The organism is Bifidobacterium sp. MSK.17.10 (assembly GCF_019129655.1).
GTDB lineage: Bacteria > Actinomycetota > Actinomycetes > Actinomycetales > Bifidobacteriaceae > Bifidobacterium > Bifidobacterium adolescentis.
In genome coordinates this window covers 75,374-92,211 of sequence record NZ_JAHOJD010000007.1, presented here as the reverse complement: position 1 = coordinate 92,211, position 16,838 = coordinate 75,374, and the positions used below count along the sequence as shown (strand labels likewise).

The following is a 16,838-nucleotide window of genomic DNA, read 5'->3' as shown; positions in this document are numbered from 1 at the left end:
CCGGCCACGAATCGCATATCATCGTCCGAAGCCGTCCTGAAAACGTCATCGTGGACACCGCCATCTTTATATATGGACATCGATACCCTCTACAAAGTTTTTCGGACACCGCCACCAATAAGATTGACTAGCGGCGCAGCCCGGGAAGGTTCAACAGCGAACAGACGGCCTGCCCATGACGACGAGTACGGTCGAAGCATAGACGCAACGCACGGAACCGGGCAGGAACTACAGGAAAGAGGAAGCATGGAAGCCTCAAGGAGCATTCCCCCTCAGATTCCCGGCTACACACTGATCAAACGGCTGGGCTCCGGTTCCGAAGCCGACGTGTACCTGTACCAGCAGCTTTCCCCGGCCCGTCAGGTGGCCATCAAAATCAGCAAGAACACGCTCGACCCACGTGCCGCGGTCCGCTTCCGTTCCGAAGCGAATTTCATGGGGCAGATCTCCACACACCCCTACATTCTTTCCGTCTATGAGAACGGCGTGACCGTCAACGGGCGCGGCTACACCGTGTTCGAATACGCTCCGGGCGGCAATTACAAGACGTTCCTCGAGCATGGCCGTCTCACCGCCGACCAGATGCTCACCGTCGGTATCGATCTGGCGAGCGCGCTGTTCACCGCGCATCGCAAAGGCATCATCCATCGAGACATCAAGCCCAGCAATATTCTCATCAACGCGCACAATATGCCCATGCTCGCCGATTTCGGCATCGCCGGGTCCGTCTATGGGCGTCCGGGTGTCGGCTTCACCATCGCGTGGGCCGCGCCGGAGGTGCTTGCCCAAGGCGGTGGCGGCAATGAATCGTCCGATATCTATTCGCTTGGCGCCACGCTGTTCGCCATGCTGATCGGCCAATCGCCGTACGAGTATTTCTACGCCGATGTGCTGGGCGATTCCCAACGGCAGGTGCGGGCCGAACGGCTCAAGTCCGTCATTCTCAACAATCCGCTGCCCAAGCTCAACCGTCCCGACGTGCCGGCCGAAGTGGAACGGGTGTTGCGTAAGGCCTTGAGCCGTACGCCCGAGGATCGTTACTATTCCGCGTTGGAGTTCGCGCGCGACATGCAGCGCGTGCAACAGGCCTTGTATGGCCGTGCCGTGCAGACCACCGTCGAGGGTGTGCCGGATTATCCGCAGAACATGTACGCGCAGACTTCCGCATTCGACCAGTCCGCCCCGGTTGCGAAACAGCATGCCCGGTGGGCGAAGCCGTTGGCCGTCACGGTTGCTGCGGCGGCCGCCGTGGTCGTGATGGCGTTGGCGTTCGTCACCGTCGTCATGCCGAATATGGATGCGTCCTCCGACAACAGCAAGGTGCAGGTGCAGAACCATGGCGCCCAGAACCATGCCGAGGACGATCCCGATTCGGCGATCACGTCGGGCAGTGTGCCGAGCGTGCAGGATCTTACGGGCGAATACACCGCCGACGGCAAAGTGCGGTTCACATGGGTCAATCCTTCGCCGAAGGATGGCGATTCGTACGCGTGGTCGCTGGTCGGCGATTCGGGAACCGACCCGAACGCGCAGGGCACCACCACGGAGTCGACGAGTATCGAAATCGATCCGGCCGACGGCGCGCAGACGTGCGTGCAGGTGAGTCTGGTTCGCGCGGACCGGCAGATGTCCGAGAATCCCATGATCGCGTGCGCGGCCAAGCCGTGAGTTTGCGGCCGGATGCGGGTGACATGAACCGATACGAACCAATACAGCCCGGCATGCATGCGGGCAAACAGGTAGGCGCATGCGGTCGGATGCGCGGTCAAGCAAAGTTTGGGCACAATCAGGGAAGAGCCAGTCGATGAGCAAGCATAGGAACGCCGAGAACCAGTCGGCGCAATCGTACGAACGGCAGTTGCGATTCGGGTCGATGCTGCGCAAGCTGCTGCCTTCCGGCAGTCGCCGGTGGATCACGCCGATCGTCATGCTGCTGCTGTTGCTGGGCATCGTCGCCGGAGCCGTCATCGTCAGTTCGGTGACGCAACGTCACGTGCAGCTCGACGATGGCACCGTGTGGGTCACTTCGCTCAAAGACCGCAAGGCCGCCCGTTTCAACGTGCGCAACCGGGACGCCGACGCGGGCGTCGCCTCCACTGCGGCCCGGTTCGACGTGGCCCAGCATGATGGCTCCACCGTGATCTCCGAAGGTACGAAGGCCAGCAACATCGAGGCCTCCACCGTCAGCGAAAGCGGCAACACCACCATCAAATCGGATATGCGGACCGTCGTCGGAGGCAACACCGCGGCGTTCATCAACGTCAAGACGGGCAATGTGTGGGTCGGGTCCGCCGATGATGTGAAATCCATGAATCCGACCACCGATTCGCCGAAGATGAAGCTGGGGTCGGGTGGCCGTATCGCGGTGACGCATGACGGTGTCGTCTACGGCTACCGCACGTCCGACGGCGCGGTGCTCAGTGTCGACGGACCTCAGGGAACGCCCGGCAAGGATGCGACGATCAAGGGCGCCACGAATGTCGAATCGTTCACCGTGGTCGGCAAGACGCCGGTCGTAGCCGGTGCCGGCAAGGCGTTCTGGCCGAAGGGCAGCGCGGATATCGGCCTGCAGGGTCAGGCGACGTTGCAGGCGCCATCCACGGATGGCAGGCAGACTGGCTGGGTGGCGGTTTCCACGCCGCGGGGCATCGCCATGGTCGATTTGGGTAGTAAAAAGGTCACGCAGCTGCCGAATGCCGGCAAGGGCGATGCCGCGCAGCCGGTGTCCACCAATGGCTGCGTGTTCGCCGCGTGGTCGCAGAAGGCCAACAATTACATCAGGGTGTGCGCGGCGAACGACAAGGACGCACAGTTTTCCTCGTTGGAAGATGTCAATCCCACCTCGCAGCTCGTGTTCCGCACCAACCATCGTCTGGTGGTGCTCAACGACGTGGTCAACGGCAATGTGTGGAATCCGCAGGAGTCCACCAAGGTCATCAAAATCCAGTGGAACAAGGTGGAGACCAAGCAGTCGAAGCAACAGCAGCAGAACAACGACAGCGCCAACAACCAGCATAATTTCAGCAAGAACTGTTCGGCGCAGTCGGGGCAGATCAAGGCCGTGGACGATTCGTTCGGCGCGCGCGTGGGATCGCAGCAGATTCTCGACGTGTTGCGCAACGACGAGCAGACCGACTGTTCTGTGCTGCGCATCACGTCGGTGAGCGCTCCGGATGGCGCGAACATCACCGTCTCCCCCGTGTATGACGGCCGGTATCTGCAGCTCGACGCCTCCGGTGCCGCCGCGGGCAACGTGTCCTTCAGCTATGAGATTTCCGACGGGCGCGGGCAGACGTCCAGCGCCACCGTGTCGCTCACGCTGGCCGGCGGCGACGACCATGCGCCGCTGCAGAGCGACACTCCGCCGGAAATCGACGTGGAGCAGGGTGCTTCGTACACCGCGAACGCGTTGGGCAGCTTCTCCGACCCCGACGGCGATCCGCTGACCTTGGTGTCGGCATCGCCGCAGAACACCGATCAGGTGACGGTGTCCACGCGAGCCGACGGACAATTGGTCTTCAACGCCGGTTCGATGTCGTCCGGCAGGGCGGGCATCGAGGTCACGGTGTCCGACGGCCAGCAGACCGGCACCGGCATGATCTACTTCTCCGTGAAACCGGCGAACACGCTGGGCGCGGTCATCGACCCCGTGGTCAAACAGACCACGCCCGACACCCGCACTACCATCGCGCTCAAACCGTACGTGCACGGCACGTCCGTCGAACCGGCCGAATTGACCGCGGTGGAGACGCCGTCCGGCGCGGCCACCACCATGAACGCCACCGACATGTCGATCACGTTCACCGCCTCCAATCCCGGCACCTACTATGTGCCGTACACCATCACGCAGGGTTCCATTCCGTCGACCGGTCTGGCTCGTGTAGAGGTGCAGGCGGTGGCCGGAGACGCCGCCAAGCCGATCGCGGCGAACGATGTGGCGCTGCTCGGCGCGGACAATACCGCGATCGTGGAGCCGCTTGCCAACGACGTCGACCCGATGGGCGGCGTGCTGTCGGTGACCAGCGTCACCGCGGACGCGCAAAGCGGCATCAAAACCGGTGTGGTGAGCAACAAGCGCGTCTATATCACCGCGCGTCAGGTGCCTACCGAGCCGGTGCGGATCTCCTACACCGTGGCCAACGCGGCCGGATCGTCGACCGGCGTCATCGTCCTGCAGCCGCCGGCGCTGACCACGTCGAATTCCGTGCCGAAGGCCGAGAACATCACCACACAGGTGCGCACCGAAGGCATCGTGTCCGTGGACGTGCTCGACCATGTCACGTATTCCGACGGCACCACGGTGAGCCTGCAGAACGACTTGCAGTATGACAAGAACACGTTCAAGGGTCTGGTGTTCGTGTCCGGCGACACCGTGCGCTATCAGGCCACCAGACAAACCGGCTCCTTCCCCGTCACCTACACGGTGAAGGACAATCTCGGCAACGCGGCCTCGGCCACCATCACCATCAACGTGCATCAGAAGGACGCGTCCAACAAGGCGGCTCCGACACCGTCCGACGTCGAGGCGCAGGTGGCGGCCGGTCAGAAGGTGCAGATTCCGATCACGCTCACCGGCATCGACGCTGACGGCGATGACGTGCAGCTGCTCGGCTTGGGCAACAAAGCGCCGAAACTGGGCCGTATCAGCGAGGTGGGCGCCACGTATCTGGTGTATGAGGCGTATGCCGATTCGTCCGGAACGGACACCTTCTCCTACGCCGTGGAGGATTGGACCGGTCAGAGGGCCACCGCGCAGGTGCGTGTGGGCGTGTTCAAATCCGGAGCCGATTCGGGTGTGTACGCGCGCGACGACGAGATCACGCTGCGTCCGAACACCGCGGCCACCGTGCCGGTGGCGCAGAACGACATTTCCGGGGACAATACTGATCTGACCGTGTCCAAGGACGTGGAATCGCAAGGCATCGGCGGCATTCAGGTCGTTGACAACATGCTGTCGTTCACCACGCCGAAGCAGGCGGGCACGTATTACGTGGTCTACACCGTCAAGGACAAGGCTGGCCTGTCCGATTCGGCGACGTTGACGGTGAATGTCGACGAGAACGCCGCCATCGACCCGCCGACCGCGTACGATTACCGTGTTCCGGCCGCCGCCACGATCGACAAGAAATCCGTGGACGTGGACGTTTCGCAGTGGATTGCCAATCCGTCCGGCACCGCCGACGAGCTTCAGGTGGGCGTGGATCCTTCCGCGACCGACCATGCGCATGTCAAGGGCGGCAAGGATTCCACCATCATCACCGTTGATCTGACCGATGAGGCGCGCGCGGTGCCGTACACCGTCACGAACACGACGTACGGCATCACGTCCACCGCGTTCATCCAAGTGCCCGCATATGGCGTGTTTCCGCCGGTTCTGCGTCCGAAGGCGCCGGCGTTGAAGGTCAATGCGCGTGAGACCATCACCATCAACATCGCCGACTACGTGCGTGTGGGCGCGGGCAAGACCGCGTATGTGGACGGCGCCGATTCGGTGAGCGCCACGAAGGCCGCGGACGGCGACCTGTACGTCAACGACCAGACGTTGAGGTTCACCGCGCCGAAGGATTACGCGGGTCCCGCGTCCATCACCTTCACCGCGGTGGACGGCAAGCGAGACAAGAACGACAAGGTGAAGATCGTCAATTCGGCGGTGCTCACGCTTCCGATCACGGTGATCGGACGTGAGGTTCCGCCGCCGACGTTCTCATCCTCCACCGTCGATGTGGTGGCCGGCGAGAAGGCCACTACCATCGATCTGACGGCGCTGACCCATTCGGCGTCGGGCCTGTACGAGGATGAGAAGCAGTACTCGTATTCCGGCGGCGTGAATTCCGGCAGTGTGGATGCCAGAGTGTCTCCCTCCGGCACGTTGACCGTGTCCGCGGACAAGACGGCCACGCCGGGCACCACAGTGAGCGTGCCCGTCTCGATCAAATATGCGAAGGGTACGGTGAGCGCCGGTATGACCGTGCGCGTCACCGCGTCCAACAGGCCACTCGCCCGTGTCACCGAGAAGACCGTGAAAATCAAGGCCGGTTCCAGCGAGCAGGTGAATCTGCTGTCCGACGCGTACAATCCGTTCCCCGACACTCCGCTGACGGTGACCGGATGCACGTCCGATGGCGCGTCGAAGCTGACGGTGGATTGCCCGTCCAACGGCGTGGTGTCCATCAGGGCGGCTTCCGACATCGGCGCGAACACCAACAAGGTGGTCGTCACCGTGCGCGACGCCACCAAAACAAAAGAACGTGAGGTGACCGGCACCATCAGCGTTTCGGTGATGGACAAACCTGATGCGCCGCTGCTTTCCGCGGTGTCCGGCGACCCGCAGGATGGCGCCGTGAATCTGAGCTGGACGGCCGGTTCGGCCAACGGCAGCCCGATCACCGAATACAAGGTGATGTGGGGCGGAGACGCGTCCGGCGAGCGCTCGTGCGGGCAGAAGACCTCCTGTCTCATCGACGGGTTGAAGAACGGCAAGACCTACTCGTTCAAGGTGCAGGCCAGGAACGAGGTCGGCTGGTCCAAGGATTCCAACGCCGTCGAGGGCACGCCGGACAAGCTGCCTGACGCGCCGACGGATGTGACGGCCAGTGTGAAGGGCAACACGGTGAGCGTCACGTGGAAGGCTCCGGACGGCAATTTCTCGTCGGCGGACAATTACGAGGTGACTTTGTCCGGCAGGAACGCGCCGTCCAAGCAGACGACAAATTCCACCGGAATCGATTTTGTTTTCGATAACAACGCGATTTCCGACGGCGACTCGTACACGGCTACGGTACGCGCCCACAACAAGGTGAATTGGAGCCAACCGTCCAAGGCGTCCGACGCGGTCAAGCCGTGGGGCAAGCCCGATGCGCCGAAGATCTCCGTGACGAACGACGACACCACGGGAACCGTCACCGTCGAATCCGTGGGCAACACCCGCAACGCGGGATGCAAGGCCGTCGAGATTTCCGGAGATGTCAGCGCAAGCATCGACGGATGTTCCGGATCCTACGATTTCAAGATTCCGGACCATGATCTCAACACCAGGGAATACACCATCAAGGCGGCGGTGGTCGGCAAGGAGAAAACGACCAGCGACGATTCGACCGTGCGTTTCACACCGAAATACGCGGTGAAGGCGCCCGAATCGGTCAGCGTCAAGGGGCATGACGACGTGTGCGTAGTCAGTTGGAAGGAGAACGGCCACGCCGACGGGTTCACGGTGAGCGCGGACGGACTCGGCTCCTACCATGCCGGCGCTTCCGAACGATCGCACGATTTCCCGCTCAAGGAATGGCAGTCCTGTTCCTCGGGTTCCGTCACGCAGCATTTCAATGGCGCGGCAAGCACCTCCAAGTCCGGCAGGGCCGATCCGGCATACGTCCGCAAGGTGAAGGCCGCCGTCAAGGCGCCGATGCTGACGTGGGACGCCAATGATCCGAACATCATCAAGGTCAGCGGCGGATCGGTGAACATGTACGGCCAGCCCGGCAAAACCGTGATCACCTTCACCGCGGACGGCAAATCCTATGACGTCGCCTGGGCATTGGGCTCCGACAAACTGAACGTCAAGGATGTGCTGCCGACCGGAGCCGATTACACGTGGAAGGCGAAGGTGGTGGGCACCGACACCGCGCTCAACAACGAGGACAATGGCGGCACACTGCTGGACCATGACAGGTACAAGGCTCCCACGCCGAAACCCGAACCGTCGGAACCTTCAGAACCATCAAAACCGTCGGAGCCATCGGATTCTGACGCGTCCACGGAAGGCGAAGCGGCCACGCGGAATGACCGGCCTGTGGCATCCTCCGTCGCCCTGTCCACCGTCGACGGCGCATCCAAGCCTTGGATCCGCGGCCTGGCCTACTACGCCAGATGGTGAAACGGACAATCACAGCAATCGCAAACACAACGAACCATCCACACGAGCAACACAACAAGCAAGGAGCAACCCATGAGCAACGATTTCGATGACGCCACCCAGCTGGGTTCCATCGGCCATAATCCAAGCGTTCCCAGCCAACCCGGCCAGCAGCAGCCGGCGTTCCACACGCCGAATCTGCCGGAGCAGCCGCAAGCCGATGAGGATCCGGAGGGCACGCTGCTGAGCGCGCACGGCACCACCCAACCGGCGTTGCCGCAACAGTCCGCCCCGGCAACGCCGAACCAGCCGCGGTTCCGTCAGCCGATGCCGCAGAACCTTCGCCAACCGGCCGCCAATCCGGCAGTCGCAATGCCCGCGCAGCAGCCCGTCCAGCCAACCCAACCCGTCCAACCCAGCCAGCCTGTACAGCCCGTCAAACAATCCCAGCCGGTCGTCGACACGTCCATGATGACCGCACCCAGCAAAGACATCACCGAATTCCATGAGAAGTTCGCCAAGCTCGTAGACAACGTCTCCCAGGTCGTGGTCGGCAAGGAAGCACCCATCCGCCAATGCGCCACAGCCATGGTGGTCGGCGGGCACATCCTGCTCGAAGACAACCCGGGCACCGGCAAAACCCAGCTGGCGCGAGGCCTTGCCAACTCCATCGACATGTCGTTCAAACGTATCCAGTTCACCCCGGACCTGCTGCCGTCCGACGTGGTCGGCGTCACCTACTACGACCAGAAGCGCGGCGAATTCGAATACCGCGAAGGCCCGATCTTCGCGTCCATCGTGCTCGCCGACGAAATCAACCGCGCCTCGCCGAAAACACAGTCCGCACTGCTCGAAGTCATGGAAGAGCAGAAGGTCACCGTCGACGGCGTCACCCACCCGGTGCTGCAGCCGTTCATGGTCATCGCCACCCAGAACCCGATCGAACAGCTCGGCACCTACAAGCTGCCGGAAGCGCAGATGGACCGTTTCCTCATCAAAACCACCATCGGCTATCCAAGCCACGACGTGAGCGTCAACATCCTGAAGCAGGTCAACGTCACCGACCGCGCCGCCACCGTGCATCCGGTGCTCACCGGCGAAGACGTGCTGCGCATGCGCAACATCAGCGAAACCGTGCATCTCGACGACGCGATCCTCGAATACATCGTGCGACTGGTGGAAGCCACCCGCCACAACGAACGCATCCAAGTCGGCTCCTCCATGCGAGGCGCGCTCGCCTTGACCCGCTGCGCGCGCGTATGGGCCGCCTCCGACAACCGCGGCTACGTAGTGCCCGACGACGTCAAAAACCTCGCCGTACCCGTGCTCGCGCACCGCATCACCCTCACCGCCGAAGCCACCTTCGCCGGAAACACCCCCGAACAGATGATCGGCCAGATCCTCGAAGACGTGCCGGCCCCGACCCTGGGCGCCAACGCCTGAAACACAATCCGCCCCCGGCATACACACCACACAATCCGAAAGGTCAAGGAATGCGGCATTCGCACACAGTGCAACGCAGACGGACCATCCAACGATCCCTACGCCGCCTCAAACATCGCATCAAGCGACTGGCCACCTCATACGTGTCGCCGCTTGGCTGGGCGGTGACGGCGCTCGCCGTCGCCTCGCTGGTGGCGTTCGTCCTGCTGGGGTGGCATGAGCTGCTGGCCATGGCGGTAGTGTTCGCGGTCATGCTGGCCGCGGCGGTCATGCTTTCCCTTGGCAACACCTCGTTCCAAGCCACCATCGACGTGTCCAGCAGACGCGTCACGGTGTCAGACACGGTGAAAGTCGACGTCTGCGTGGACAATCCAGGCCGCACCCCCACCACGTCGGCGCGCGGCGACCTGCCCATCGGAGACAACCACGAACGGTTCGCCATTCCCATGCTCGCCGCAGGACAGTCACGCCAGACGACTGTGGAATTCACCGCCGTCAGCCGCGCGGTGCTGCCCATCGGCCCGCTATCCATCCGCAAAGGCGACCCGTTCGGTCTGATCCGCCACGAAAAGAAACTCGTGGACCAGATCAACGTGTTCATCCACCCGCAGACCGTGCTGCTCAACGCCCTGAACGCCGGCATTCCACGCGATCTGGAAGGCCAGCCAAGCGGCGAAATCGTCGACGACGACCTCGACTTCTACGGCCTGCGCGAATACGAGCCCGGCGATGACGTGCGCAACGTGCATTGGCTCAGCTCCGCGAAAACCGGATCGCTTATGATCCGCCAATACGAAGCCACCCGCCGTACCGACACCGCTCTGACCATCAGCGTGAACCCGGATGATTACATCGATTCCCAGGAATTCGAACTGGCCGTATCCGTCCACGCCTCCATCGGCGTGCAATGCCTGCAGCAGAACCGGCCAGTCACCGCGCATGCCGGTTCCACGCACGCCATTCCGCGCAACGCCACGGAATTTCTCGATAGCTGCAGCGGCATCGACCCTGACATCGACGACAATCCCAACCTCGCGCAAACCACTCTCGAACATGCCCCCGACGCATCCTTCTACTTCTTCACCGTCGGCAGGCTCAAAACCATCGACGACATCAAACACATGGTCCTCGCACTCCCCCGCTCCGCAACCTGCGTGGTGCTTCAAGCCGCAACCGGCCAACCGCGCGCCATCAAACGCTACTCCGACTTCACCTTGGCAACCGTGGGAGACCTCAACGACCTCCCCATGATCATGGGGGTGCTGGCATGAGCACCACATTCACCAACACCGGCAATTTCACCGGCAACCTCACCGGCACAGGCACCAACTCCGCCAACACCAACACTGGCATGGCAACCGGCACAGGCACCGGCTCATGGGCGAACTCCACCCACTCCGTCATCTGGATGTCCCGCAGCGGCAAGTCCCCAGCCATGCCCAACACCAACCAGCCACACGCCGCGCAATACGCAAGCCTCACGGTCGCCGCCCTGCTGACCATCGCCGCAGCCAGCAACCTCATCGACGTATACGGCTCCGCCCTGTCTTGGACGAGCGCCGCAATCCCCGCCACCATCATCGGCTCGCTCGTGGCGCTTGCCGGTCTCGTTCCCGCGTTGCGCCTGTGGTGGCAGATGCTGTTCATGGCGTGTGCGCAGCTGGTGGTCGGCCCGGTCATCTTCCTGAATGGCACCACCATCGCCCATGTCATTCCCACATTGCGCACGTTGACGCAGGGGTGGATGCGGATGCTCGGCTCGTTCAAATACCTGCTGGCCATCGACCCGCCGACCGGCACCGGCGACGGCTCGCTGCTCGCCGTGTGGACGATCTGCCTGTGGGCCGCGCTGCTGGCCGGTATCTTCGCGGTTGCGGAGGATGGCCGGCTTACGATGGTCGCGGTCGTTCCCGTCGTGGCGAATCTTGCGATCTGCGCGCTGCTTGGCACGTCGAACGGCTTCTACCGTATGGCGATCGGCACGATTATGGCGGTCGTGCTGGTGGTTTGGGTCAGCGCGCGTTGGAAACTGTTGGAATTGGGCCGTTGGCTCAGTTCCGTAGTCATCGTGCTGCTGGCTTCGGCTGTGGCGATCGGCGGATGCTTGGTGGTCGGGCAAAACCGCACCATTCTGCGCGACCATTATGATCCGCCGCTGAGCCCGTACGATTACACCAGCCCGTTGAGCGGCATGCGTTCGTATATCAAGAACCATAAGGACGATGTGCTGCTGACCGTCGACGATCTGCCGGCCGGTTCCACGGTGCGTTTGGCGGTTATGGACCGTTTCGACGGCAATGTGTGGAACCTGTCCGATTCCACCATGGCTTCGGATTCCTCCAACTACCATCGTGTGGGCGATTCCATCACAAACAACGCCACCGGCAAGCGGTTCACCGCGAAATTCACGGTCGATGACGGTTTGAGCGACTATTGGCTGCCGATGGCCGGCGCGGCTTCCAGCGTGAAGTTCGCCACATCGTCGGACGCCGATTCGTTCTACTACAACACCGACACCATGTCGGCGATCTACCCTTCGCGCACCTCTCCGGGATTGTCCTATACGGAAACCGGCGTCATTCCACGGACGCCGACGGATAAGGAGATCGCCAAGGCGAATGCTTCCTCCATCAGCCAGCCCAAGGCGGAGGATGTGCCCGATTGCGTGGATAAGCTGGCCACCGCGATTGCGGGCGGCCAGTCCAAGGGCGGCGAGGCCGCGCAGTCTCTTGCCGACAAGCTCAGGGAATCCGGCTGGTTCTCCCATGGTTTGAATGGCGATTACCCATCCAGAGCCGGTCACGGCAACTATCGTATCGACCAGCTGCTCGCCGGCAGTGCGATGGTTGGAGACAGCGAGCAATACGCTTCCGCGATGGCGCTTATGGCCCGCAGTCTCGGCTTGCCGAGCCGCGTGGTGCTGGGCTTCCTGCCGAAGAACGACAAGGGCGAGATCAGTGACAGCCGCACCGAGAAGCATGGCAAAACCACCACCACGAAATTCACCGGCAACGATGTGACCGCTTGGGTGGAGATCAAGCTGGACGGTTACGGATGGGTGGCGTTCTACCCGACACCGAAGGAAACGAAGGTTCCCGACGAGAACCAGAATCTCACTCCGCCCAATCCGCAGACCTTGGTGCGTCAGCCTCCGGTGCCGCTTACCGATCCGCTGCGTGACGACAACCAAGCCAAGGGCAAAACGTCGCTTGGCGGCAGCATGGCCGACGAGACGCCGACGAGCCTGTTCTGGCAGCGTTTCGGCAGAATCGTCAGAAAAGTCGCCATCTACGGCAGCCCTCTGTGGACGGTGCTCATCGTCTGCGGCCTGCTGCTCGCCATCAAGGCGATCGCCCTGGCTCGGGCTCGCAGGCATGGCAGCGCATCGCAACGCGTCGCTGCCGGATGGCAGGCGGTCGCGGCGCTTGCCCGGCAAAGCGGCCTTGACGTCCAAGGCACCAGAAACGAGCAGGCGCAGGCCATCGCCGAACAGATGGGCTTCGAAGCCGATACACTGCTCGCGCTGGGCAGGGAGGCTGATTACGCGGCCTTCTCCGGAGGCGATGTCACGCAGGAGCATGCGGAACGCTACTGGCATGACATCGCCGAAGAACGAAAGTTCATGCTCAGCTCGCTGCCGACGTTCCGCAGGTGGCGGGCGAAACTATCGCTTGCGGACGTGTTCCACTTCCGGAAAATCCGTTTGCGGAAAATCGGTGTGAAAGGGCGGGACTCATGAACGTCAAACATATTGAGGTCGGTCTGAACAGCAATATCGGCTTGCGTAGGAAAGACAACCAGGACAGCGCCTGCGCAAGCCACGGCGTGTATGTGGTGTGCGACGGCATGGGTGGCGGCAAGGGCGGCAAGCAGGCCAGTTCCGATGTTGCGGAACGGTTCGCGCGTTTGGCCGAACTGCCGACGCGCGATCTTGACGCGATTGACGAAACGCTGATCCTTGCCCAGCAGGAGGTGCTCCGTCTGGGTGAGCAGCTCGGCGGCGTTGCGGGCACTACCATCAGCGGCGTGCTGCTGCCGACGCGTGTCGGCGATGACGCGATATGTTCCGATGAACGGTGTTACATCGTCAATGTGGGCGATTCCCGCACGTACCATATGCGCGCCGACGGCAATGGCGCGTGGCTGGCGGATTCGCTGACGTGCATCACCCGCGACCATTCGGAACGGCAGAACGCCATCGATTCGGGGCAGATGCTGCCCGATGAGGCGAGCCGTTGCATTCCGCGCAACATCATCACGCAATGTGTCGGCGCGCCTGCCGGCATCCAGCCTGACTGGTACGCCGCGCGTGCGGACGGACGGTTCATCATCTGTTCCGATGGGCTGCATGCGCAGATCGGCCGTGAGCAGCTTGCCGAGATCGCGGCGGCGTACGCTGACCCGCAGATGGCCGCGGACATGCTGGTACGCGCCGCGCTGAACGCCGGTGGCCGCGACAACATCACCGTCATCGTGGTGGATATGCGTTCCGATATGCCGTGCGACGAGGATTGGAACGTCAGCAAGATCGGCGATGACGAGGATATCGACGATGTGCTGGACGGTACGTTGCAAACGTTACGAGTCATTCAATAAGATGGTTACAGACCACGAGACAAGGAGATCATGATGGTCGATTTCGATGCCGCGGTGGCGGCCGTGCAGGATCCGAACGCCGATCCCGTGTTCCTGGCGAAAATCGCGTACGAGAATCCGGAATTCGGTGCGAATGTCGTTGCCAATCCGCGAGCGTACCCGGGTCTGAAGCGTTGGGTCGCCGAATTCGGCGATGAGCGCGCCCGTCAGCAGCTGGTGGCGATGGGCTGGCCGGTTCCGCAAAATGGCGTGCAGCCGCAGCCGATTGCCGAACCGACGGCCCAGCCAATGGCCGAACCGGTTGCCGAACAGGTCCAGCCGGAACAGCAGTATCAGCCGGCAGTGGCGGAACAGTTCCAGCAGGAGCAGCAGTATCAGCCGGAACAGCCGGTGAACCAGCAATACGGTCAGGACGCTGCCTATGCGGCGTCTAACGAGGCTTCGACCGAGTATGTCGACCCATACATGAATCCCGCCGATTTGTCCGAAGTGGCCGATTATTCATCGAGCCAGCCGCAGAACGAACCGGAACAGCAGTATGCCGAACAGCAGTATGCCGCGGCCCAGGAATCGCCGGCAGACGCGGGGTTCACCGCGGAACTGGCCATGACCACCACCGATCAGATGTTGATGGCCCGTATCGCCAGCGAAGCGCCGGAGCTTCGTCCGTGTCTTGCGCGCAATCCGTACATCTATCCGGAATTGCTTGCCTGGCTTGGCCAGTTGAACGATTCGGCCATCAACGCGGCCATTCGTCTGCGCCAGCAGTGAGCTAACGCCGATTATCAGACCATTTGAAACATAAGGGGTTGTCGCGGGAATCTCCGTGACAACCCCTTATCGTCTTACCGCTAACCGTCCGCGCCGACGCTGTCAACACAAATCGTCAACGCAGTCCGTCAGCGTAATCGTGTCTTCACTGACAAACGCCCTCACTGTTTGCGGAATTGGAAGAACTGGTCGCCGATACGCACCGTGCATGGCGCCTCCAGCTGCATCGGCTTGTGTTCCACTTTGGTTTCGACATCGTCTTGGATGATGTACGTGCCGTTGAGCGAACCGTAATCCTCTATCCACAGCGTGCCATCCTGGTCGAAGCTGATCGCCGCATGGTTGCGTGAGATTGTGCGCGTCGGATCCTCCAGCTTGACCGATTTGGCGCCGGCGGGCACTTCGGCCGAAGGCTTGCGGCCAAGGAGCACGCCCATATCCACGATCACCTGCTGTCCGGTCTGCTCGTTGTCCAGCACGTACGTGTGCTTCGGCTGCTTCATGGTGAAGGCTTCGGAAAGCACGGTGCCGTCCCAGTCGATATCGTCCTCGTCCGAAACGGCAGCGTCGCCCTTCGCAACGGAAACATCCTGCATATCGTGGTCGTCCGATTCGTTCTGTGCGGCGAGCCGTTCGCGTGTTTCCAAGGAATCGGCGGCATTGTCGACGGGTTCGGCTGTGGGTTGCGCCATCACCGTGACGTCATCGTCATACCACCCTGGTTCGGGCGGCGGCGGGTAAGGTAGAAAACTCATATTCCCATTGTAGGAAGGTGACGTCCATGCCGTCTGACGATACTCATTCTGCAATACGATGCTCGCATATTCCGTCTCAAAATATTATGCTGTAACTCGTCAAAAGAGACGGACACGTCGATGTTTCCCTCCGTGTTCACGGATTCGACATTCAAAAAAAAGGAAAAAGGATAAGAAGGACTTTTCACATGGCGAACACTCCTCCGTATGGTCAACCGCAGAATGGGCAACCGCAGTATAACCAGCCTCCGCAGCCGCAGGCGCCAAACTACAGTCAGCCACAGCCGGGCGGGCCTCAATACGGACAGCCGCAACCCATGCCATACGGCCAGCCGCAGCAATACGGACAACCGCAACCTTATGGACAGCCTCAGCCGCCGATGCCGCAGTATGGTCAGCCGCGGCCGATGCCGTACGGTCAGCCCGCCATGCCCCAGCCCACCGCGTCTCAACCGGCGGTTCCACAGCCTGCGATGCCACAATATGCCCAATCGCAACAATACGGTCAGCCGCAACCGCCAATGCCCGGCAACTTTCCTTCCCAGCAAGCCGGCGCCGCGGCCAAAAATAAGCCGCCGGTCGCCATTATCATCGGCGCGGTGGCCGCAGTCGTCGTCATCGCGCTGGCAGCGGTGTTCTTCCTTACGAATCGCGTCAGCCGTTCCGATTACGAGGAAGCGCTGGTCCAAACGCAGGCGTTGGAAAGCAGCTATACAGCCATCAATGAGGAATTCAGCTCGGCGGCGAGCGCAACGGACAACGATTCATCCTCCGCTTATGACGAGGGCAAGAAGAAGTTGAAGACCTTCAAGCAGGACAGCGACAAGCTGGCTGCCATGAAGGCCGTGAAGAAAGACAAGGACGTCAAGGAGAAGTACGAGACGTTCGAGCGGGACCGTGTGAAATACGAGAGGTACATGAACGATCTGGCCCAGACCATGCCCGCGCTCATGAAGATGACGCATACCTGCACGAAGCTGCCGAAATTCGACTCCGCCGACATGTCTTCGTACTATCGCGATCTTTCCAAGGCGCTCGAAAGCTGTGCCGCCGACGCCGGCGATCTGGCCAAGGTTCCCGTCAAGTCCTATGCCGAGTATGGCGCGGATATGCAGGAAAGCGTCAGCAAGAAGAAGGACATTGTGGATCAGATGGCCGATCTGAATCTCAACGATATCGAGTATGGGTCCGCCGATTACGAAAAGCTTCAGGATCTTCATTCGAAGATGTCCGACATCGATTCGCCGACCCTGGATCAGTCCGATTTGCAAAAGGCCGCGAAGGAGGCCGATCTCAGCGGTTCGTTGAAGGATCTGGAAACCACGCTTTCGGAGAAGATCAAGTAACGTCAAAAGACGACTGCGAAACCCTCCCCCGCGATTAATCCACAACCTCGCAATCCCACGACATATAGATATAGC

At 61.7% G+C, this 16,838-nt stretch carries 9 protein-coding genes; 8 read left to right on the top strand and 1 reads right to left on the bottom strand.

The window, feature by feature from the left end:
- The first annotated feature begins 246 nt into the window (after nucleotides 1-246).
- The 7 genes from KSX58_RS07750 (at nucleotide 247) to KSX58_RS07720 (ending at nucleotide 14,662) form a co-directional block, all read left to right on the top strand.
- Entirely contained in the window at nucleotides 247-1,668 is a 1,422-nt protein-coding gene (locus KSX58_RS07750; protein WP_038444944.1) for a serine/threonine-protein kinase, read from the top strand.
- 136 nt (nucleotides 1,669-1,804) lie between these two features.
- Nucleotides 1,805-7,873, top strand: coding sequence for an Ig-like domain-containing protein (locus tag KSX58_RS07745; protein WP_085408573.1), 6,069 nt, complete (start codon nucleotides 1,805-1,807; stop codon nucleotides 7,871-7,873).
- A 72-nt stretch (nucleotides 7,874-7,945) separates the two neighbouring features.
- A complete protein-coding gene (locus KSX58_RS07740; protein ID WP_085408574.1) occupies nucleotides 7,946-9,295 on the top strand; it encodes a MoxR family ATPase in 1,350 nt (449 codons plus the stop codon).
- Nucleotides 9,296-9,345: 50 nt separating this feature from the next.
- Nucleotides 9,346-10,566: a DUF58 domain-containing protein gene (locus KSX58_RS07735; RefSeq protein WP_085408575.1), complete on the top strand. Its 1,221-nt coding sequence runs from the start codon at nucleotides 9,346-9,348 to the stop codon at nucleotides 10,564-10,566.
- Entirely contained in the window at nucleotides 10,563-13,034 is a 2,472-nt protein-coding gene (locus KSX58_RS07730) for a transglutaminase domain-containing protein (protein WP_085408576.1), read from the top strand. Before KSX58_RS07735 ends, KSX58_RS07730 begins: the two co-directional genes overlap by 4 nt.
- Complete coding sequence (locus KSX58_RS07725; RefSeq protein ID WP_021913553.1) at nucleotides 13,031-13,891, top strand: PP2C family serine/threonine-protein phosphatase; 861 nt, start codon at nucleotides 13,031-13,033, stop codon at nucleotides 13,889-13,891. Before KSX58_RS07730 ends, KSX58_RS07725 begins: the two co-directional genes overlap by 4 nt.
- 30 nt (nucleotides 13,892-13,921) lie before the next feature.
- Entirely contained in the window at nucleotides 13,922-14,662 is a 741-nt protein-coding gene (locus tag KSX58_RS07720) for a hypothetical protein (protein WP_085380493.1), read from the top strand.
- Between the two features lie 161 nt (nucleotides 14,663-14,823).
- Here the strand turns inward: KSX58_RS07720 and KSX58_RS07715 are convergent, their stop codons facing one another.
- Entirely contained in the window at nucleotides 14,824-15,417 is a 594-nt protein-coding gene (locus KSX58_RS07715; RefSeq protein ID WP_033500017.1) for an FHA domain-containing protein, read from the bottom strand.
- Between the two features lie 188 nt (nucleotides 15,418-15,605).
- Here KSX58_RS07715 and KSX58_RS07710 point away from each other — a divergent pair, with 188 nt between their 5' ends.
- The gene (locus tag KSX58_RS07710) at nucleotides 15,606-16,763 is read left to right on the top strand and encodes a hypothetical protein (RefSeq protein ID WP_179140375.1); all 1,158 of its coding nucleotides are present in this window, start codon (nucleotides 15,606-15,608) and stop codon (nucleotides 16,761-16,763) included.
- Nucleotides 16,764-16,838: the final 75 nt, after the last annotated feature.

Coding starts and splice junctions, on each gene's coding strand:
- KSX58_RS07730 (WP_085408576.1), top strand. CDS start 10,563: ATGAGCACCACATTCACCAACACCGGCAATTTCACCGGCAACCTCACC.
- KSX58_RS07710 (WP_179140375.1), top strand. CDS start 15,606: ATGGCGAACACTCCTCCGTATGGTCAACCGCAGAATGGGCAACCGCAG.
- KSX58_RS07720 (WP_085380493.1), top strand. CDS start 13,922: ATGATGGTCGATTTCGATGCCGCGGTGGCGGCCGTGCAGGATCCGAAC.
- KSX58_RS07725 (WP_021913553.1), top strand. CDS start 13,031: ATGAACGTCAAACATATTGAGGTCGGTCTGAACAGCAATATCGGCTTG.
- KSX58_RS07715 (WP_033500017.1), bottom strand. CDS start 15,417: ATGAGTTTTCTACCTTACCCGCCGCCGCCCGAACCAGGGTGGTATGAC.
- KSX58_RS07740 (WP_085408574.1), top strand. CDS start 7,946: ATGAGCAACGATTTCGATGACGCCACCCAGCTGGGTTCCATCGGCCAT.
- KSX58_RS07750 (WP_038444944.1), top strand. CDS start 247: ATGGAAGCCTCAAGGAGCATTCCCCCTCAGATTCCCGGCTACACACTG.
- KSX58_RS07745 (WP_085408573.1), top strand. CDS start 1,805: ATGAGCAAGCATAGGAACGCCGAGAACCAGTCGGCGCAATCGTACGAA.
- KSX58_RS07735 (WP_085408575.1), top strand. CDS start 9,346: ATGCGGCATTCGCACACAGTGCAACGCAGACGGACCATCCAACGATCC.